We start from the raw sequence: 16,628 nt of genomic DNA on the forward strand, positions 1-16,628 counted from the left end.
GCGATCCTGGTTTGCTCCGCTGCCGACGGCCCGATGCCGCAGACTCGCGAGCACATCCTGCTGTCCCGTCAGGTAGGCGTTCCTTACATCGTGGTCTTCCTGAACAAGGCTGACATGGTGGATGACGCCGAGCTGCTGGAACTGGTCGAGATGGAAGTGCGTGACCTGCTGTCGGCCTACGACTTCCCGGGCGACGACACTCCGATCGTGATCGGCTCCGCGCTGATGGCTCTGAATGGCCAGGACGACAACGAGATGGGTACCTCTGCCGTGCGCAAGCTGGTTGAGACCCTGGACAGCTACATTCCGGATCCGGTGCGCGTTATCGACAAGCCGTTCCTGATGCCGGTCGAGGACGTGTTCTCGATCTCCGGTCGCGGTACCGTTGTGACTGGTCGTATCGAGCGCGGCATCATCAAGATCCAGGAAGAAGTCGAGATCGTGGGCCTGCGTCCTACCGTCAAGACCATCTGTACTGGTGTCGAGATGTTCCGCAAGCTGCTCGACGAAGGTCGTGCTGGCGAGAACTGCGGTATCCTGCTGCGCGGCACCAAGCGTGACGACGTCGAGCGTGGTCAGGTTCTGGCCAAGCCGGGTAGCGTCAAGCCGCACACCAAGTTCGAGGCAGAAGTCTACGTACTGAGCAAGGAAGAAGGCGGTCGTCACACTCCGTTCTTCAAAGGCTACCGTCCGCAGTTTTACTTCCGCACTACCGACGTAACCGGTAACTGCGAACTGCCGGAAGGCGTTGAAATGGTAATGCCGGGCGACAACGTGAAAATGGTTGTTACCCTGATCAAGTCGATCGCCATGGAAGATGGTCTGCGTTTCGCGATTCGCGAAGGTGGCCGTACCGTTGGTGCTGGCGTGGTTGCCAAGATCATCGAGTAATCGATTGATCTGAAAAAAGCCCCCGCTTGCGGGGGCTTTTTTATTGGGTTGACACTCGTTGGGGCCGTCTATAGAATTGCGCCTCCTTTTAGCGGGTGTATTGCGCCCGTTGGGAATAGCAGCTTGGAATCTGAGGTCAAAATGCAAAACCAACAAATCCGTATTCGGTTGAAGGCTTTTGACCATCGCCTGATCGATCAATCAACCCAGGAAATCGTGGAAACCGCGAAACGTACTGGTGCTCAGGTGCGTGGTCCGATTCCTCTGCCTACCCGCAAAGAGCGGTTTACCGTACTGACTTCTCCGCACGTCAACAAAGACGCGCGTGATCAGTTCGAAATCCGCACTCATAAGCGCGTTCTGGATATTGTCCAGCCGACGGATAAAACCGTTGACGCGTTGATGAAGCTCGATCTTGCGGCTGGCGTGGAAGTGCAGATCAGCCTCGGCTAAAACCTTGGGGTTTTAGTCGTGTAACGCTCTGAAATGGGCGGCCATAGCGGGTGAAAGCCCCGTACACTCATGAGGTTACAACATGACTATTGGTGTAGTCGGTCGTAAGTGCGGGATGACCCGTATTTTCACCGAAGAAGGTGTCTCCATTCCGGTCACGGTCATTGAGATCGAGCCGAATCGCGTCACTCAGTTCAAAACCGAAGAGTCCGATGGCTATCGTGCAGTGCAAGTCACTGTCGGCGAGCGTCGTGCTTCTCGTGTCAGCAAGGCGCAAGCCGGTCACTTCGCCAAGGCGAACGTCGCGGCAGGTCGTACCGTCATGGAATTTCGTCTTGAAGAAGGCGAGTACCAAGCGGGCGATCTGATCAACGCTGAAATTTTCCAAGCTGGTCAGCTGGTGGATGTCACCGGTCAGTCCAAGGGTAAAGGCTTTGCCGGTACCATCAAGCGTTGGAATTTCCGCGGCCAAGACAACACTCACGGTAACTCCGTGTCCCACCGTGTTCCGGGTTCCATTGGCCAGTGCCAGACCCCGGGTCGCGTCTTCAAGGGCAAGAAAATGTCCGGTCACATGGGTGCTGAGCGCGTGACTGTGCAGTCCCTGGAAGTAGTGCGCGTCGATGCTGAACGCAACCTGCTGTTGGTCAAGGGTGCCGTTCCTGGTGCTACTGGCGGCAACCTGGTTGTTCGTCCGGCAGCCAAGGCTCGCGGTTAAGGGGAAGCTGACATGCAATTAAATGTAAATGGCGCTCAAGCAATCGAAGTGTCCGAAGCGACCTTCGGTGGCGATTACAACGAGACCCTGGTTCACCAAGCAGTTGTGGCCTATATGGCCGGCGGCCGTCAGGGCAGCAAGCAGCAGAAGACCCGTTCCGACGTATCCGGTGGCGGTAAGCGCCCTTGGCGTCAGAAGGGCACTGGTCGTGCTCGTGCCGGTACCACTCGTGGTCCGATCTGGCGTGGCGGTGGTGTGACTTTCGCGGCCCGTCCGCAGAATCACGACCAGAAGCTGAACAAGAAAATGTATCGCGCTGCATTGCGTTCGATTCTTGCCGAGCTGGTGCGTAGCGATCGTCTGGTCGTGGTTGAAGACTTCAGCGTTGAAGCGCCGAAGACCAAAGACCTGCTGAACAAGCTGAATGGCATGGGCCTGACCGATGTGCTGATCGTGTCTGATGCTATCGATGAAAATCTGTACCTGGCTGCTCGTAACCTGCCGCATGTCGATGTTCGTGACGTGCAGGGTTCCGATCCGGTCAGTCTGATCGCGTACGAAAAGGTGTTGGTCACCGTTTCTGCCGTGAAGAAATTCGAGGAGCTGCTGGGATGAACCAGGAACGCGTATTTAAAGTGCTGCTTGGCCCGCACGTCTCCGAGAAGGCCACACTTCTGGCTGATAAAAAAAGCCAATTCGTTTTCAAGGTTGCAACCGATGCAACCAAGCTGGAAATCAAGAAGGCCGTCGAAAGCCTGTTCAGCGTGAAGGTTGAGCATGTCACTACCCAGAATGTTCTGGGCAAGAGCAAGCGCACCGCTCGCGGTCTGGGCAAGCGTAACGACTGGAAGAAGGCGGTTATCTCCCTTCAGCCGGGCCAAGATATCGATTTCGCCAGCAGTGCTGAGTAAGGAAGGGGTGCATCATGGCAATCGTTAAATGCAAACCGACTTCCGCTGGCCGCCGTTTTGTGGTCAAGGTGGTCAACAAGGAGCTGCACAAAGGCGCTCCTTACGCTCCGCTGCTCGAGAAGAAGTCGAAGTCTGGCGGTCGTAACAACAATGGTCGGATCACCACCCGTCATATCGGTGGTGGCCACAAGCAGCATTACCGTCTGGTCGATTTTCGTCGCAACGACAAAGATGGCATTCCGGCCACTGTCGAGCGTATCGAATACGATCCGAACCGTACCGCACACATCGCCCTGCTGATGTATGCAGACGGTGAGCGTCGCTACATCATCGCCCCCAAAGGCGTGAGTGCTGGCGATCAGCTGGTAGCCGGGATCATGGCTCCGATCAAGCCGGGCAACAGTCTGCAACTGCGCAACATCCCGGTTGGTAGCACTGTTCACGGTATCGAACTGAAGCCGGGCAAAGGTGCTCAGATCGCTCGTTCCGCTGGTGCCTCGGCCCAGCTGATTGCGCGTGAAGGCGTCTACGTGACCCTGCGTCTGCGTTCCGGTGAAATGCGTAAAGTACTGGCCGAGTGCCGTGCGACCCTGGGCGAAGTCTCGAACTCCGAGCACAGCCTGCGTTCGCTGGGTAAAGCTGGTGCCAAGCGCTGGCGTGGCGTTCGCCCAACCGTTCGTGGTGTTGCCATGAACCCGGTTGACCACCCGCATGGTGGTGGTGAAGGTCGTACCTCTGGTGGTCGTCATCCGGTGTCTCCATGGGGCTTCCCGACTAAGGGCGCGAAGACTCGTGGTAACAAGCGCACCGATAACATGATCGTCCGTCGTCGCAAGTAAATAGAGGGATACGACAGTGCCACGTTCTCTGAAAAAAGGTCCTTTTATCGATCTTCACCTACTGAAGAAGATCGAAGTGGCGGTGGAAAAGAACGATCGCAAGCCGGTGAAAACCTGGTCGCGCCGTTCCATGATCCTGCCGCAGATGGTCGGTCTGACCATTGCTGTACATAACGGTCGTCAACATGTCCCGGTCCTGGTGAACGAAGACATGGTCGGCCACAAACTGGGCGAATTTGCCGGCACTCGTACCTATCGTGGGCACGTGGCTGACAAGAAAGCCAAGCGTTAAGGGGTTAGGAAATGGAAGTAGCCGCTAAGTTGTCGGGCGCTCGAATCTCCGCCCAGAAAGCCCGCTTGGTCGCCGACCAGATCCGCGGGAAGAAGGTGGGCGAAGCGCTCAATCTGCTGGCTTTCAGCAGTAAGAAAGCCGCCGATATCATCAAGAAAGTGCTGGAGTCGGCTGTAGCCAACGCCGAGCATAACGAAGGCGCTGACGTTGATGACCTCAAGGTCAGCACCGTTTTCGTCAACGAAGGGCGTTCGCTGAAGCGAATCATGCCGCGTGCCAAAGGCCGCGCTGATCGCATCGTCAAGCGGTCTTGCCATATCACTGTCAAGGTTGCGGACAAGTAACGGAGTCGATCAGATGGGTCAGAAAGTACATCCCATTGGCATTCGCCTGGGAATCGTCAAGGAGCACACCTCCGTCTGGTACGCAGACGGTCGGACTTATGCGGACTATTTGTTCGCTGATCTGAAGGTGCGCGAGTATCTCCAAGACAAACTAAAAAGCGCGTCCGTAAGCCGTATCGATATCCATCGTCCGGCTCAGACTGCACGCATCACCATCCACACCGCCCGTCCCGGTATCGTGATCGGCAAGAAAGGTGAAGATGTTGAGAAGCTGCGTCAGGACCTGACCAAGCAAATGGGTGTGCCTGTGCACATCAATATCGAAGAGATCCGCAAGCCGGAACTCGACGGTATGCTGGTTGCGCAGAGCGTAGCTCAGCAGCTGGAGCGTCGTGTGATGTTCCGTCGCGCCATGAAGCGCGCTGTACAGAACGCCATGCGCATTGGTGCCAAGGGCATCAAAATCCAAGTGAGCGGTCGTCTCGGCGGTGCTGAAATTGCCCGTACCGAATGGTATCGCGAAGGTCGTGTGCCGTTGCACACCCTGCGTGCCGATATCGACTATGCCACGTACGAAGCGCACACCACTTATGGTGTGATCGGTGTCAAGGTTTGGATCTTCAAGGGCGAAGTGATTGGTGGTCGCCAGGAAGAACTGAAACCGCAGGCACCTGCGCCTCGTAAAAAAGCTGCCAAGTAAGGGGTACGCCAAATGTTGCAACCAAAGCGTACGAAGTTCCGCAAGCAGATGACCGGCCACAACCGTGGCCTGGCTCAGCGCGGTAGCAAAGTCAGCTTCGGCGAGTTCGCCCTGAAGTCTGTTGCCCGCGGTCGTCTCACCGCCCGTCAGATCGAGTCCGCTCGTCGTGCTCTGACTCGTCACGTTAAGCGTGGCGGGAAAATCTGGATTCGCGTGTTCCCTGACAAGCCGGTTACCAAGAAGCCTCTCGAAGTGCGGATGGGTAAAGGGAAGGGTAGCGTTGAGTATTGGGTAGCCCAGATTCAGCCAGGCAAAGTCCTGTATGAAATCGAAGGCGTTTCCGAAGAGTTGGCGCGTGAGGCTTTCGCCCTGGCTGCTGCAAAGCTGCCGCTCGCCACCACTTTTGTTAAGCGGACGGTGATGTGATGAAGGCGAATGAACTTCGTGAAAAATCAGCACAGCAGCTGAACGAGCAACTGCTCGGCCTGCTGCGCGACCAGTTCAATCTGCGTATGCAGAAAGCAACTGGCCAGTTGGGGCAGTCTCACCTGCTCTCGCAAGTTAAGCGCGATATCGCTCGTGTGAAGACTGTGCTCAATCAGCAGGCAGGTAAGTGATCATGGCTGAAGCCGAAAAAACAGTCCGTACGCTGACCGGCCGTGTCGTCAGCGACAAGATGGACAAGACCATCACCGTATTGATCGAGCGTCGCGTCAAGCACCCGATCTACGGCAAATATGTCAAGCGTTCGACCAAGCTGCACGCGCACGACGAAAGCAATCAGTGCCATATCGGCGACAAGGTTTCCATTCGTGAAACCCGTCCCGTAGCCAAGACCAAATCTTGGGCGCTGGTTGAAGTTCTCGAACGCGCAGTGGAAGTCTAAGGGCTAGGGGTCGGAGAAATATATGATTCAGACTCAATCCATGCTCGACGTCGCTGACAACAGCGGTGCTCGTCGCGTTATGTGCATCAAGGTGCTGGGTGGTTCGCATCGCCGCTACGCTGGCATCGGCGACATCATCAAGGTGACCGTCAAGGAAGCAATTCCGCGCGGTAAGGTGAAGAAGGGCCAGGTGATGACTGCTGTCGTAGTCCGCACTCGTCACGGCGTTCGTCGCCCTGATGGCTCGATCATTCGCTTCGATGGCAACGCTGCTGTTCTCCTGAACAACAAGCAAGAGCCGATCGGCACCCGTATTTTTGGGCCGGTGACTCGTGAACTTCGCTCTGAGAAGTTCATGAAGATCGTCTCGCTCGCCCCTGAAGTGCTCTAAGGAGATCCGACATGCAAAAGATTCGTCGTGACGACGAGATCATCGTGATCGCCGGTAAAGACAAAGGTAAGCGTGGCAAGGTGCTCAAGGTGCTCGCTGACGACCGTCTGGTCGTTGGTGGGGTCAACCTGGTGAAGCGCCATACCAAGCCGAACCCGATGTCGGGCGTTCAGGGCGGTATCATCGAGAAAGAAGCGCCTCTGCACGCTTCCAACGTGGCCATCTTCAACGGTGAAACCAACAAGGCTGACCGCGTTGGTTTCAAAGTTGAAGAAGGTAAAAAAATTCGTGTCTTCAAGTCGACCCAAAAAGCGGTTGATGCTTGAACACTGCTAGGTAGAAGACCATGGCACGACTAAAAGAGATTTACCGGAAAGAAATCGCGCCCAAGCTTAAGGAAGAACTTAAGCTGGCGAACGTGATGGAAGTTCCGCGCATCACCAAGATCACCCTGAACATGGGCTTGGGCGAAGCGATCGGTGACAAGAAGGTCATCGAGCACGCTGTAGCCGACCTGGAAAAGATCACCGGTCAAAAAGTCGTAGTGACTCATGCCCGTAAGTCGATTGCAGGTTTCAAGCTGCGTGAAGGCTGGCCGATTGGCGTCAAGGTAACCCTGCGCCGCGATCGTATGTACGAATTCCTGGATCGTCTGCTGTCCATTTCCCTGCCTCGGGTTCGCGACTTCCGCGGCCTGAATGCCAAGTCCTTCGATGGCCGTGGCAACTACAGCATGGGCGTGAAAGAGCAGATCATTTTCCCGGAAATCGATTACGACAAGATCGATGCCCTGCGTGGTCTGGACATTACCCTGACTACCACTGCGCGTACGGATGATGAGGGTCGTGCTTTGCTGCGCGCCTTCAAATTCCCGTTCCGCAACTGATTGGAGTTGGACCATGGCTAAAATGAGCATGAAAAACCGTGAGCTGAAGCGTCAGCAAACGGTAGCCAAGTACGCCAAAAAGCGTGCCGAGCTGAAAGCTACCATCGCCGATCTGAACGCCACTCCGGAAGCGCGTTGGGAAGCTCAGATCGCACTGCAAAAGCAGCCGCGTGACGCCAGCGCTTCGCGTTTGCGTAATCGCTGCCGGATTACCGGTCGCCCGCACGGCGTCTATCGCAAGTTCGGTCTGTCGCGTATCAAGCTACGTGAAGCTGCAATGCGTGGTGATGTGCCAGGTCTGGTGAAAGCCAGCTGGTAAACACGAAGCCGGCCTAGCGCCGGCTTTGTCTTATCTGTGAATCAGGCCCCTTTGGGGCTTGATTCATTTTTGATCAGTCTCTAGAATGCTCGGCTCGCCTGAGCCTGGGTTCATTTCCGGAATTCTCAGCGACTGTAGCCGCAAGGCTAATTCTTTTTGTATCAGGAGCGTCTAGCCCATGAGTATGCAGGACCCGTTAGCGGACATGCTAACTCGTATCCGTAATGCCCAGATGGCTGAAAAGTCCGTCGTAAGCATGCCGTCTTCCACGTTGAAGGTGGCTGTAGCCAAAGTTTTGAAAGACGAAGGTTATATTGCGGGTTATCAGATCAGCGGTGAAGTCAAGCCGCAGCTGTCCATCGAGCTGAAATACTTCGAAGGCCGTCCGGTTATCGAAGAAGTGAAACGCGTGAGTCGTCCAGGCCTTCGCCAGTACAAATCCGTTGATGATCTGCCGAAAGTTCGTGGCGGTCTCGGGGTTTCCATCGTCTCCACCAACAAGGGTGTGATGACGGACCGCGCTGCGCGCGCTGCCGGTGTCGGCGGCGAAGTGCTTTGCACAGTGTTCTAAGGGGGGAATAAGCATGTCTCGCGTTGCTAAGAACCCCGTTACGCTGCCCGCTGGTGTTGAGGTCAATCTCGCCGGTCAGCAGCTGTCGGTAAAGGGTGCCAAGGGCACTCTCGAACTGAATGTTCACTCGTCCGTTGAAGTCCTGCATGAAGCCGGTGAGCTGCGTTTCGCTGCCCGCAATGGCGACCAGCAGACTCGCGCCATGGCCGGCACTACCCGTGCCCTGGTCAACAACATGGTGATCGGCGTTAGCGCCGGCTTCGAGCGCAAGCTGCAGCTGGTCGGCGTTGGTTACAAGGCGCAAGCCAAAGGTCAGGTGCTGAACCTCGCTCTCGGCTTCTCCCATCCGATCGACTATGAGTTGCCGGAAGGTGTGGTTGCTGAAACCCCGAACCAGACCGAGATCCTGATCAAGGGTGTCGACAAGCAACTGGTTGGTCAGGTCGCTGCGGAGATTCGTGACTTCCGTCGTCCTGAACCTTATAAGGGCAAAGGTGTTCGTTACGCAGACGAAGTCGTCCGCCGTAAAGAAGCCAAGAAGAAGTAGGGCATAGCAAATGACCGACAAAAAAGTTACTCGACTGCGTCGCGCTCGCAAAGCACGCCTGAAAATGCACGAGCTCGAAGCCGTGCGTCTCTGCGTGTACCGCTCTTCGCAGCACATCTATGCCCAGGTCATTTCGGCCGACGGCAGCAAGGTTCTGGCCAGCGCCTCGACCTTGGACAAAGCACTGCGTGACGGCGCCACTGGCAACGTCGACGCGGCCAAGAAAGTTGGTGAGCTGGTTGCTGAGCGTGCGAAAGCCGCTGGTGTGACTCAGGTTGCATTCGACCGTTCTGGCTTCAAGTACCACGGCCGCGTCAAGGCGCTGGCTGATGCTGCTCGTGAAGGCGGGCTGGAGTTCTAAGTTATGGCAAATAACGACCAAAAGCGCGACGAAGGCTATATCGAGAAGCTGGTACAGGTTAACCGTGTTGCCAAAACCGTTAAGGGTGGCCGGATCTTCACTTTCACCGCGTTGACCGTGGTGGGTGATGGTAAGGGTCGCGTCGGTTTCGGCCGCGGCAAGTCTCGTGAAGTGCCTGCTGCCATCCAGAAAGCGATGGAAGCTGCACGTCGCAACATGATCCAGGTGGACCTGAACGGCACCACTCTGCAATACGCGATGAAAGCTGCCCATGGCGCTTCCAAGGTGTACATGCAGCCTGCTTCTGAAGGTACCGGTATCATCGCCGGCGGCGCCATGCGTGCCGTGCTGGAAGTGGCTGGTGTGCAGAACGTTCTGGCCAAGTGCTACGGCTCGACTAACCAGGTGAACGTGGTGCATGCCACTTTCAAGGGTTTGAAAGCCATGCAGTCGCCTGATTCCGTTGCGGCCAAGCGTGGCAAGAGCGTCGAGGAGATTCTCTAATCATGGCTAATACCGTCAAAGTCACGCTGATCAAGAGCGTGAGCGGCCGTCTGGCTAATCATAAAGCCTGCGTCAAGGGTCTCGGCCTGCGTCGCATCAATCACACCGTCGAGGTTCTGGATACTCCGGAAAATCGCGGCATGATTAACAAGGCTTACTACCTTCTCCGTGTGGAGGGTTAATACATGTACCTGAACGATTTGAGTCCTGCGCCGGGTTCCCGCCGCGAGAAGCACCGTCCGGGCCGTGGTATCGGCAGTGGTTTGGGTAAGACTGGTGGCCGTGGCCACAAGGGTCAATCCTCGCGCTCCGGTGGCACCATTGCTCCGGGTTTCGAAGGCGGCCAGCAGCCTCTGCACCGTCGTTTGCCCAAGTTCGGTTTCGTGTCCCTGAAGGCTATGGATCGCGCCGAAGTGCGTACCTCCGAGCTGAACAAGGTCGAAGGCGGCGTCATTACTCTGCAAGCGCTGAAGGATGCCAACCTGATTAACCAACATGTACGGCGTGTGAAAGTCATGCTGTCCGGTGAGGTTACTCAAGCGGTCACCCTTAAAGGTATCGCTGCCACCAAAGGTGCGCGTGCGGCTATCGAAGCAGCTGGCGGTAAGTTCGAGGAATAAATGGCTAAGCAAGGTGCTCTCTCAGCGCTCAGCAATGGCGGGTTATCCGAGCTCTGGGCTCGTCTGCGCTTTCTGTTTATGGCGATTATCGTCTATCGGATTGGCGCACACATTCCAGTTCCAGGCATAAACCCGGACCGGCTGGCGGACCTGTTTCGACAGAATGAGGGGACCATTCTTAGCTTGTTCAACATGTTTTCCGGTGGTGCGCTGGAGCGCATGAGCATCTTTGCGTTGGGGATCATGCCGTACATTTCGGCGTCGATCATCATGCAGCTCATGACCGCTGTCAGTCCGCAACTGGAGCAGTTGAAGAAGGAAGGTGAGGCTGGTCGTCGCAAGATCAGCCAATACACCCGCTACGGCACCCTCGTCCTGGCGTTCGTTCAAGCAATCGGCATGTCCGTTGGTTTGGCGAGTCAGGGCGTAGCGTTTTCGGGCGATTTCGGCTTCCACTTCGTTGCAGTCACCACCTTCGTGGCGGGTGCGATGTTCATGATGTGGCTGGGCGAGCAAATCACCGAGCGTGGTGTCGGCAACGGTATTTCGATGCTGATTTTTGCAGGCATCGTGGCCGGTCTGCCGTCGGCGATCGGGCAGTCTTTCGAGTCTGCTCGCCAGGGTGATATCAATATCTTCGCCCTGATCGCCATCGGTTTGCTGGCAGTAGCGATCATCGGTTTCGTGGTGTTCATTGAGCGTGGGCAACGCCGCATTGCGGTGCACTATGCCAAGCGTCAGCAGGGCCGCAAGGTTTTTGCTGCGCAGACCAGCCACTTGCCGTTGAAGGTGAACATGGCGGGGGTTATCCCGGCTATTTTCGCCAGCAGCCTTCTGTTGTTCCCAGCCTCGCTGGGTGCCTGGTTTGGTCAGTCCGAAGGTATGGGCTGGCTGCAGGATATTTCACAGGCTATCGCTCCTGGTCAGCCGTTGAACATTTTGCTGTTTAGTGCGGGGATCGTTTTCTTCTGCTTCTTCTACACGGCGCTGATGTTCAATCCGAAAGACGTAGCGGAAAACCTGAAGAAGTCCGGTGCCTTTATTCCGGGTATCCGTCCAGGTGAGCAGTCGGCGCGCTATATCGATGGCGTGTTGACCCGTTTGACCATGTTCGGTGCTCTGTACATGACGGCCGTGTGTCTGCTGCCCCAGTTCCTGGTGGTGGCGGCCAACGTACCGTTCTATCTTGGCGGGACCTCGTTGCTGATCGTGGTAGTGGTTGTGATGGACTTTATGTCGCAAGTACAATCGCACCTCGTTTCGCACCAGTACGAATCCCTGATGAAGAAAGCCAACCTGAAGGGCTACGGCAGCGGCATGATGCGCTGATGTGCCCATAAGGTTCGAGGAGTTGGTGATGAAAGTTCGTGCATCGGTGAAAAAGCTGTGCCGTAACTGCAAGATTATTCGTCGTGAAGGTGTTGTTCGCGTCATTTGCAGCGCGGAGCCGCGTCACAAGCAGCGCCAAGGCTGAGTGTGAGTGAAATGCTACAAGCCCGGCAGCTAGTGCGCTGCCGGGTTGATTATTTGTTTTTACAGCGCTAATATCTCGCGCCTTATTTCTTGGCTTCCAGGGCGTAGGTAGCTGTCAATTGGAGTTCCACTGAATGGCCCGTATTGCAGGCGTAAACATTCCGGATAACAAGCACGCTGTTATCTCGCTGACCTACATCTTTGGTGTTGGTCGCACTACTGCACAGAAAATCTGTGCAGCTGCCGGCGTTAATCCGGCGGTAAAGATCAAAGATCTCTCTGACGAGCAGATCGAGCAGCTGCGTGGCGAAGTAGCCAAGGTGAATACCGAAGGTGACCTGCGTCGTGAAGTGAACATGAAAATCAAGCGCTTGATGGACCTGGGTTGCTATCGCGGCCTGCGTCATCGTCGTGGTCTGCCGGTCCGCGGTCAGCGTACCAAGACCAACGCGCGTACCCGCAAGGGCCCGCGTAAGCCGATCCGCAAGTAACCGCATTCGCGCATCGACAGGAATCTAGTCATGGCAAAACCTGCTGCTCGTACTCGTAAGAAAGTCAAAAAGACGGTGGTTGATGGCATCGCCCACATCCACGCCTCTTTCAATAACACCATCGTGACCATTACTGACCGTCAGGGTAACGCCCTGTCCTGGGCTACCTCTGGTGGTTCGGGTTTCCGCGGCTCGCGTAAAAGCACCCCGTTCGCTGCCCAGGTGGCTGCCGAACGTGCTGGTCAAGCTGCGCTGGAATACGGTCTGAAGAACCTCGACGTCAACGTCAAGGGTCCAGGTCCGGGTCGTGAGTCCGCTGTCCGTGCTTTGAACGGCTGCGGTTACAAGATCGCCAGCATCACCGATGTGACACCCATCCCGCACAACGGATGCCGTCCTTCGAAGAAGCGTCGCGTGTAATCAGGAGACAGTGAGAAATGGCTCGTTACATTGGTCCCAAATGCAAACTGTCTCGTCGTGAAGGCACTGATCTGTTCCTGAAAAGCGGCGTCCGCGCCCTGGAATCGAAGTGCAACATCGAAGCAGCCCCAGGTATTCACGGTCAGCGCCGTGGCCGTCAGTCCGACTACGGCACCCAGCTGCGTGAAAAGCAAAAAGTTCGTCGTATCTACGGTGTGCTCGAGCGTCAATTCAGCGGTTATTACAAAGAAGCGGCCGGCAAGAAAGGCGCTACTGGTGAGAACCTGCTGCAACTGCTCGAATGCCGTCTGGATAACGTGGTTTATCGCATGGGCTATGGTGCTACCCGCGCCGAATCCCGCCAGCTGGTTTCGCACAAGGCGATCAGCGTAAACGGTAAAACTGTAAACGTGCCGTCCTACCAGGTTAAAGCTGGCGACGTCGTTGCAGTTCGCGAGAAGTCGAAGAATCAGCTGCGCATTGTTCAGGCTCTTGAGCTGTGTGCCCAGCGTGGCCGCGTTGAATGGGTAGAAGTAGACATTGAGAAGAAGTCCGGCGTGTTCAAAGCCGTACCGGTTCGCAGTGATCTGTCCGCTGACATCAACGAAAGCCTGATTGTCGAGCTCTACTCCAAGTAAGGGCTAGAAAATAGGTGCATCCATGCAGATTTCGGTAAATGAGTTCCTGACCCCCCGCCATATTGATGTGCAGGTGGTCAGTCCGACCCGCGCCAAGATTACGCTCGAGCCTCTCGAGCGTGGCTTTGGCCACACCTTGGGCAACGCGCTGCGCCGCATCCTGTTGTCCTCAATGCCTGGCTGTGCAGTAGTCGAGGCCGAGATTGACGGTGTACTCCATGAGTACAGCGCCATCGAAGGTATTCAGGAAGACGTTATTGAAATCCTGCTTAACCTGAAAGGCCTGGCTATCAAGTTGCACGGTCGCGACGAAGTGACGCTGACTCTGGCGAAGAAGGGCTCGGGTGTAGTTACCGCTGCCGATATTCAGCTGGATCACGATGTCGAAATCGTCAATGGCGACCACGTAATCGCCAACATGGCTTCCACTGGCGCGCTGAACATGAGGCTCACCGTAGCTCGTGGTCGCGGCTATGAGCCGGCTGACGCTCGTCAGAGCGATGAAGATGAAAGCCGCAGCATTGGTCGCTTGCAGCTGGATGCTTCGTTCAGCCCGGTACGCCGTGTGTCCTATGTGGTAGAGAACGCTCGTGTTGAGCAGCGCACTAACCTGGACAAGTTGGTTATTGATCTGGAGACCAACGGTACTCTGGATCCTGAAGAGGCTATCCGCCGTGCCGCAACCATTCTGCAACAGCAGTTGGCTGCGTTCGTCGACCTCAAGGGTGACAGTGAGCCTGTGGTTATCGAGCAGGAAGATGAGATCGATCCGATCCTGCTGCGTCCGGTCGATGACCTGGAACTGACCGTACGTTCGGCCAACTGCCTCAAGGCAGAGAACATTTACTACATCGGCGATCTGATTCAGCGCACCGAAGTGGAATTGTTGAAAACGCCGAACCTGGGCAAGAAATCCCTGACCGAAATCAAGGATGTTCTGGCTTCTCGCGGTCTGTCCCTCGGTATGCGCCTCGACAACTGGCCGCCGGCAAGTCTGAAGAAAGACGACAAGGCGACTGCCTGATCGTCATCATCACCGAACGTCAGTTTGGTAAGGAATTGAACCATGCGTCATCGTAAAAGTGGCCGTCACCTCAGCCGCACCAGCGCACACCGTAAGGCCATGTTCCAGAACATGGCGGTGTCGCTGTTCGAGCATGAGCTGATCAAAACTACTCTGCCGAAAGCCAAAGAGCTGCGTCGCGTTGCCGAGCCGCTGATTACTCTGGCTAAAGAAGACAGCGTTGCCAACCGTCGTCTGGCCTTCGACCGTACTCGTTCGAAAGCCATCGTCGGTAAGTTGTTCAACGACCTGGGCAAGCGCTATGCCACCCGTCAGGGCGGTTATCTGCGTATTCTCAAGTGTGGTTTCCGCACTGGTGACAACGCTCCGATGGCTTATGTTGAGCTGGTTGACCGTCCGGTCGCTGGTGCAGCTGTAGACGCAGAGTAAGTCGTAGGTTGTAGAAAAAACCGGGCCTTGGCCCGGTTTTTTTGTTTTTACTGTGAATAATATTCCGCACGTCGTGTTTGATATTGTGTGCATTGATTGGCTCGGGTAAGGTTCGTGGGTCTTCCGTTCCCGCCGTCTTGCGGCCCCTAATAAGAACAATTGCCATCATGTCCGAACCTAGTGCTTTGAGTCTTATCCCTCCCGCTGTCGTATTGATCCTGGCTATCTTCCTGCGGCGTCCCATTCTGGCCTTGATTCTGGGGGCCGTTGCCGGGCTCTTGCTGCTGTCGCCGAGCGAGGCGCTGAGCAACTTCTCCGAAATTTCCCTCAAGGTGATGCAGGACGAAACCATCGGCTGGTTGATCCTGGTCTGTGGCAGCTTCGGCGCGCTGATCGCCTTGCTGGTGCGCACCGGCGGCGCCCTGGCTTTCGGTCGTGCGGCATTGACGCTGGCCAAGGGGCGGCGCTCCTCGCTGCTGATGACCTTCGCCCTGGGCGTGGTGATCTTCGTCGATGATTACCTCAATGCCTTGACCGTGGGCGAAACCATGAAGCGGGTCACCGATCGCTTCAAGATCTCCCGCGAGATGCTCGCCTATGTGGTGGACTCCACCGCGGCGCCGATTTGCGTGCTGGTGCCGCTGTCGACCTGGGCGGTGTTCTTTGGCGGTCTGCTGGAGAACAACGATATCGCCGCTGCCGGTCAGGGCATCAACGTGTATATCCAGGCCATTCCCTACATGCTCTATGCCTGGTTCGCGGTGATTCTGGTGCTGTTGGTCGCTGCCGGGGTGGTGCCGGCGATTGGCCCCATGCGCAAAGTCGAGGTGCTCGCGCGTCACGGTTCTGCCGGCGCCATGCATGTAGGCGAGCTGAGCCCCGGGCACAACTATTCGATGAAATCCCTGGAGGAGGAATTCGAGGGGGCAGACAAGGAAGGCGGCAAGCTCTACAACTTCCTGGTGCCGCTGCTGATGCTGATCGGCTTTACCGTCTATTTTGACATCGACGTGTGGATGGGCATGCTGGCTACCCTGTCGATCACTGTGCCGTTCTACCTGCTGCAGCGCCTGATGCCTCTGGCGGAAATGCTCGATCAGATGGTCGATGGCTTCAAGACCATGCTGCCAGCCATCGGCATCGTCATCGCCGCCTTCATCTTCAAGGAGGTGTGCGATCAACTGATGTTGCCGCAGTACGTGGTGGAGTCGCTCAAGCCCTATATGAGCGCGCAGATGCTGCCGGCCATGGTGTTCCTGGCCATGGCCGTGCTGGCTTTCGCCACGGGGTCGTCCTGGGGCATCTTCGCCGTGACCATCCCTATCGTCATGCCCCTGGCCTATGCGCTGCAGGCGGATATCCCGCTGACCATCGGCGCGCTGCTGTCAGCTTCGGCTTTCGGTAGCCAGGCCTGCTTCTATAGCGACTCAACCGTGCTGGCCGCCCAGGGCTCGGGTTGTAATCTGATCAGCCATGCCATCACCCAGCTGCCCTATACCCTGATCGCGGCAGGCCTGGCCTTTGTCGGTTTTGTCTTAATCGCCTGAGTCGGTCGTGGATAAAAAAACGGGCCTGTTGGCTAATGCCGATCAGTTAAGCCCTCTTGCTTGACCTTTGGCCGCAAGAAATCAAAATCCGATGCCAGTATTGGCATCGGATTTTTTTATGCGTCTCGCTCGGGCACTGGAACTCACCCACAACATCGCCTCCACTCCCAGCGCAATCGAGGGACTGGATGCCTTACTCGATCCTTCTTTGGTCGAGCAGGCACTCGAGCAGGCAGGTGTAGCGACCCTGCGCAAGCGGCGTTTGCCGCTGGAAATGATGCTCTGGTGCGTAATCGCCATGGCGTTTTTCCGGCGCATGTCGGCGTGGGATGTGGTCAGCCGCATGAATATCATGCTGCCTGGGCAACGCCCA

31 protein-coding genes are annotated in these 16,628 nt (G+C 56.4%); all 31 read left to right on the forward strand.

Annotation, left to right across the window (positions count from 1 at the left end; translation table 11 throughout):
* Positions 1-891, forward strand: an 891-nt coding sequence (gene tuf / locus BM315_RS22620; protein WP_141124010.1) for an elongation factor Tu, incomplete at its 5' end; no start/stop codon positions are given.
* 141 nt (positions 892-1,032) lie between these two features.
* Positions 1,033-1,344, forward strand: coding sequence for a 30S ribosomal protein S10 (rpsJ, locus tag BM315_RS22625; RefSeq protein WP_010486970.1), 312 nt, complete (start codon positions 1,033-1,035; stop codon positions 1,342-1,344).
* Between the two features lie 82 nt (positions 1,345-1,426).
* Positions 1,427-2,062, forward strand: coding sequence for a 50S ribosomal protein L3 (rplC, locus tag BM315_RS22630; RefSeq protein WP_090505796.1), 636 nt, complete (start codon positions 1,427-1,429; stop codon positions 2,060-2,062).
* Between the two features lie 12 nt (positions 2,063-2,074).
* Entirely contained in the window at positions 2,075-2,677 is a 603-nt protein-coding gene (rplD, locus tag BM315_RS22635; RefSeq protein WP_090505798.1) for a 50S ribosomal protein L4, read from the forward strand.
* Positions 2,674-2,973 (forward strand): 50S ribosomal protein L23, encoded by a 300-nt coding sequence (gene rplW, locus BM315_RS22640; protein WP_090505800.1) that lies wholly within the window; start codon positions 2,674-2,676, stop codon positions 2,971-2,973. Before rplD ends, rplW begins: the two co-directional genes overlap by 4 nt.
* Positions 2,974-2,987: 14 nt before the next feature.
* Positions 2,988-3,812, forward strand: a complete 825-nt coding sequence (gene rplB, locus BM315_RS22645; RefSeq protein WP_090505802.1) for a 50S ribosomal protein L2 — start codon at positions 2,988-2,990, stop codon at positions 3,810-3,812.
* 16 nt (positions 3,813-3,828) lie between these two features.
* Positions 3,829-4,104 (forward strand): 30S ribosomal protein S19, encoded by a 276-nt coding sequence (rpsS, locus tag BM315_RS22650; RefSeq protein WP_010486981.1) that lies wholly within the window; start codon positions 3,829-3,831, stop codon positions 4,102-4,104.
* Positions 4,105-4,115: 11 nt separating this feature from the next.
* Positions 4,116-4,448 carry a 50S ribosomal protein L22 gene (gene rplV, locus BM315_RS22655; protein ID WP_079204524.1) on the forward strand — a complete coding sequence of 111 codons (333 nt, stop codon included), beginning with the start codon at positions 4,116-4,118 and terminating at the stop codon, positions 4,446-4,448.
* A gap of 13 nt (positions 4,449-4,461) precedes the next feature.
* Positions 4,462-5,148, forward strand: coding sequence for a 30S ribosomal protein S3 (gene rpsC, locus BM315_RS22660; RefSeq protein ID WP_027982006.1), 687 nt, complete (start codon positions 4,462-4,464; stop codon positions 5,146-5,148).
* A gap of 12 nt (positions 5,149-5,160) precedes the next feature.
* Positions 5,161-5,574, forward strand: a complete 414-nt coding sequence (gene rplP / locus BM315_RS22665; protein ID WP_042552939.1) for a 50S ribosomal protein L16 — start codon at positions 5,161-5,163, stop codon at positions 5,572-5,574.
* Positions 5,574-5,765, forward strand: coding sequence for a 50S ribosomal protein L29 (gene rpmC / locus BM315_RS22670; protein WP_002555481.1), 192 nt, complete (start codon positions 5,574-5,576; stop codon positions 5,763-5,765). The genes rplP and rpmC overlap by 1 nt, the downstream gene beginning before the upstream one ends.
* Before the next feature lie 2 nt (positions 5,766-5,767).
* Positions 5,768-6,034 (forward strand): 30S ribosomal protein S17, encoded by a 267-nt coding sequence (rpsQ, locus tag BM315_RS22675; protein ID WP_025167719.1) that lies wholly within the window; start codon positions 5,768-5,770, stop codon positions 6,032-6,034.
* Positions 6,035-6,056: 22 nt separating this feature from the next.
* Complete coding sequence (rplN, locus tag BM315_RS22680) at positions 6,057-6,425, forward strand: 50S ribosomal protein L14 (protein ID WP_003289207.1); 369 nt, start codon at positions 6,057-6,059, stop codon at positions 6,423-6,425.
* 11 nt (positions 6,426-6,436) lie between these two features.
* Positions 6,437-6,751 carry a 50S ribosomal protein L24 gene (gene rplX, locus BM315_RS22685; RefSeq protein WP_090505803.1) on the forward strand — a complete coding sequence of 105 codons (315 nt, stop codon included), beginning with the start codon at positions 6,437-6,439 and terminating at the stop codon, positions 6,749-6,751.
* Between the two features lie 20 nt (positions 6,752-6,771).
* A complete protein-coding gene (gene rplE, locus BM315_RS22690; protein WP_090505805.1) occupies positions 6,772-7,311 on the forward strand; it encodes a 50S ribosomal protein L5 in 540 nt (179 codons plus the stop codon).
* Between the two features lie 13 nt (positions 7,312-7,324).
* Positions 7,325-7,630, forward strand: a complete 306-nt coding sequence (gene rpsN / locus BM315_RS22695) for a 30S ribosomal protein S14 (RefSeq protein WP_090505807.1) — start codon at positions 7,325-7,327, stop codon at positions 7,628-7,630.
* Positions 7,631-7,808: 178 nt separating this feature from the next.
* Positions 7,809-8,201 carry a 30S ribosomal protein S8 gene (gene rpsH, locus BM315_RS22700; protein WP_069519903.1) on the forward strand — a complete coding sequence of 131 codons (393 nt, stop codon included), beginning with the start codon at positions 7,809-7,811 and terminating at the stop codon, positions 8,199-8,201.
* Between the two features lie 13 nt (positions 8,202-8,214).
* Complete coding sequence (gene rplF, locus BM315_RS22705) at positions 8,215-8,748, forward strand: 50S ribosomal protein L6 (RefSeq protein WP_090505810.1); 534 nt, start codon at positions 8,215-8,217, stop codon at positions 8,746-8,748.
* A gap of 10 nt (positions 8,749-8,758) precedes the next feature.
* A complete protein-coding gene (gene rplR / locus BM315_RS22710; RefSeq protein WP_003293038.1) occupies positions 8,759-9,109 on the forward strand; it encodes a 50S ribosomal protein L18 in 351 nt (116 codons plus the stop codon).
* Between the two features lie 3 nt (positions 9,110-9,112).
* Complete coding sequence (rpsE, locus tag BM315_RS22715) at positions 9,113-9,613, forward strand: 30S ribosomal protein S5 (protein WP_090505812.1); 501 nt, start codon at positions 9,113-9,115, stop codon at positions 9,611-9,613.
* A gap of 2 nt (positions 9,614-9,615) precedes the next feature.
* Positions 9,616-9,795, forward strand: coding sequence for a 50S ribosomal protein L30 (gene rpmD, locus BM315_RS22720; protein ID WP_090444984.1), 180 nt, complete (start codon positions 9,616-9,618; stop codon positions 9,793-9,795).
* Between the two features lie 3 nt (positions 9,796-9,798).
* Positions 9,799-10,233 (forward strand): 50S ribosomal protein L15, encoded by a 435-nt coding sequence (gene rplO, locus BM315_RS22725; RefSeq protein ID WP_090505814.1) that lies wholly within the window; start codon positions 9,799-9,801, stop codon positions 10,231-10,233.
* Positions 10,234-11,562: a preprotein translocase subunit SecY gene (gene secY / locus BM315_RS22730; protein WP_090505815.1), complete on the forward strand. Its 1,329-nt coding sequence runs from the start codon at positions 10,234-10,236 to the stop codon at positions 11,560-11,562.
* A gap of 28 nt (positions 11,563-11,590) precedes the next feature.
* On the forward strand, positions 11,591-11,707 hold the full coding sequence (gene rpmJ / locus BM315_RS22735) for a 50S ribosomal protein L36 (protein ID WP_002555468.1): 117 nt from the start codon (positions 11,591-11,593) through the stop codon (positions 11,705-11,707).
* Between the two features lie 133 nt (positions 11,708-11,840).
* On the forward strand, positions 11,841-12,197 hold the full coding sequence (gene rpsM, locus BM315_RS22740; RefSeq protein ID WP_079204537.1) for a 30S ribosomal protein S13: 357 nt from the start codon (positions 11,841-11,843) through the stop codon (positions 12,195-12,197).
* Positions 12,198-12,227: 30 nt separating this feature from the next.
* Positions 12,228-12,617: a 30S ribosomal protein S11 gene (gene rpsK, locus BM315_RS22745; RefSeq protein WP_013789773.1), complete on the forward strand. Its 390-nt coding sequence runs from the start codon at positions 12,228-12,230 to the stop codon at positions 12,615-12,617.
* A 17-nt stretch (positions 12,618-12,634) separates the two neighbouring features.
* Complete coding sequence (gene rpsD / locus BM315_RS22750) at positions 12,635-13,255, forward strand: 30S ribosomal protein S4 (RefSeq protein WP_090505816.1); 621 nt, start codon at positions 12,635-12,637, stop codon at positions 13,253-13,255.
* A 22-nt stretch (positions 13,256-13,277) separates the two neighbouring features.
* Complete coding sequence (locus tag BM315_RS22755) at positions 13,278-14,279, forward strand: DNA-directed RNA polymerase subunit alpha (protein ID WP_079204540.1); 1,002 nt, start codon at positions 13,278-13,280, stop codon at positions 14,277-14,279.
* A 42-nt stretch (positions 14,280-14,321) separates the two neighbouring features.
* The gene (gene rplQ / locus BM315_RS22760; RefSeq protein ID WP_069519894.1) at positions 14,322-14,708 is read left to right on the forward strand and encodes a 50S ribosomal protein L17; all 387 of its coding nucleotides are present in this window, start codon (positions 14,322-14,324) and stop codon (positions 14,706-14,708) included.
* Positions 14,709-14,875: 167 nt separating this feature from the next.
* Positions 14,876-16,255 (forward strand): Na+/H+ antiporter NhaC family protein, encoded by a 1,380-nt coding sequence (locus BM315_RS22765; protein ID WP_090505818.1) that lies wholly within the window; start codon positions 14,876-14,878, stop codon positions 16,253-16,255.
* A gap of 91 nt (positions 16,256-16,346) precedes the next feature.
* On the forward strand, positions 16,347-16,628 hold a 282-nt coding region (locus BM315_RS22770), incomplete at its 3' end, for a transposase domain-containing protein (protein ID WP_244527362.1).

It is taken from the genome of Pseudomonas borbori, assembly GCF_900115555.1.
Classification (GTDB): domain Bacteria; phylum Pseudomonadota; class Gammaproteobacteria; order Pseudomonadales; family Pseudomonadaceae; genus Aquipseudomonas; species Aquipseudomonas borbori.

Bases quoted from the DNA above. Each gene is read 5' to 3' on its own strand.
- rplW (WP_090505800.1), top strand. From the start codon at position 2,674: ATGAACCAGGAACGCGTATTTAAAGTGCTGCTTGGCCCGCACGTCTCC.
- rpsE (WP_090505812.1), top strand. From the start codon at position 9,113: ATGGCAAATAACGACCAAAAGCGCGACGAAGGCTATATCGAGAAGCTG.
- rpsN (WP_090505807.1), top strand. From the start codon at position 7,325: ATGGCTAAAATGAGCATGAAAAACCGTGAGCTGAAGCGTCAGCAAACG.
- rplQ (WP_069519894.1), top strand. From the start codon at position 14,322: ATGCGTCATCGTAAAAGTGGCCGTCACCTCAGCCGCACCAGCGCACAC.
- rplO (WP_090505814.1), top strand. From the start codon at position 9,799: ATGTACCTGAACGATTTGAGTCCTGCGCCGGGTTCCCGCCGCGAGAAG.
- rpsJ (WP_010486970.1), top strand. From the start codon at position 1,033: ATGCAAAACCAACAAATCCGTATTCGGTTGAAGGCTTTTGACCATCGC.
- rplN (WP_003289207.1), top strand. From the start codon at position 6,057: ATGATTCAGACTCAATCCATGCTCGACGTCGCTGACAACAGCGGTGCT.
- rpsK (WP_013789773.1), top strand. From the start codon at position 12,228: ATGGCAAAACCTGCTGCTCGTACTCGTAAGAAAGTCAAAAAGACGGTG.
- rplP (WP_042552939.1), top strand. From the start codon at position 5,161: ATGTTGCAACCAAAGCGTACGAAGTTCCGCAAGCAGATGACCGGCCAC.
- rpsD (WP_090505816.1), top strand. From the start codon at position 12,635: ATGGCTCGTTACATTGGTCCCAAATGCAAACTGTCTCGTCGTGAAGGC.
- BM315_RS22765 (WP_090505818.1), top strand. From the start codon at position 14,876: ATGTCCGAACCTAGTGCTTTGAGTCTTATCCCTCCCGCTGTCGTATTG.
- rplR (WP_003293038.1), top strand. From the start codon at position 8,759: ATGACCGACAAAAAAGTTACTCGACTGCGTCGCGCTCGCAAAGCACGC.
- rpmJ (WP_002555468.1), top strand. From the start codon at position 11,591: ATGAAAGTTCGTGCATCGGTGAAAAAGCTGTGCCGTAACTGCAAGATT.
- rpmD (WP_090444984.1), top strand. From the start codon at position 9,616: ATGGCTAATACCGTCAAAGTCACGCTGATCAAGAGCGTGAGCGGCCGT.
- rplD (WP_090505798.1), top strand. From the start codon at position 2,075: ATGCAATTAAATGTAAATGGCGCTCAAGCAATCGAAGTGTCCGAAGCG.
- rpsH (WP_069519903.1), top strand. From the start codon at position 7,809: ATGAGTATGCAGGACCCGTTAGCGGACATGCTAACTCGTATCCGTAAT.
- rpsQ (WP_025167719.1), top strand. From the start codon at position 5,768: ATGGCTGAAGCCGAAAAAACAGTCCGTACGCTGACCGGCCGTGTCGTC.
- rplF (WP_090505810.1), top strand. From the start codon at position 8,215: ATGTCTCGCGTTGCTAAGAACCCCGTTACGCTGCCCGCTGGTGTTGAG.
- rplE (WP_090505805.1), top strand. From the start codon at position 6,772: ATGGCACGACTAAAAGAGATTTACCGGAAAGAAATCGCGCCCAAGCTT.
- rplB (WP_090505802.1), top strand. From the start codon at position 2,988: ATGGCAATCGTTAAATGCAAACCGACTTCCGCTGGCCGCCGTTTTGTG.
- secY (WP_090505815.1), top strand. From the start codon at position 10,234: ATGGCTAAGCAAGGTGCTCTCTCAGCGCTCAGCAATGGCGGGTTATCC.
- rpmC (WP_002555481.1), top strand. From the start codon at position 5,574: ATGAAGGCGAATGAACTTCGTGAAAAATCAGCACAGCAGCTGAACGAG.
- rpsM (WP_079204537.1), top strand. From the start codon at position 11,841: ATGGCCCGTATTGCAGGCGTAAACATTCCGGATAACAAGCACGCTGTT.
- rpsC (WP_027982006.1), top strand. From the start codon at position 4,462: ATGGGTCAGAAAGTACATCCCATTGGCATTCGCCTGGGAATCGTCAAG.
- BM315_RS22755 (WP_079204540.1), top strand. From the start codon at position 13,278: ATGCAGATTTCGGTAAATGAGTTCCTGACCCCCCGCCATATTGATGTG.
- rplC (WP_090505796.1), top strand. From the start codon at position 1,427: ATGACTATTGGTGTAGTCGGTCGTAAGTGCGGGATGACCCGTATTTTC.
- rplV (WP_079204524.1), top strand. From the start codon at position 4,116: ATGGAAGTAGCCGCTAAGTTGTCGGGCGCTCGAATCTCCGCCCAGAAA.
- rplX (WP_090505803.1), top strand. From the start codon at position 6,437: ATGCAAAAGATTCGTCGTGACGACGAGATCATCGTGATCGCCGGTAAA.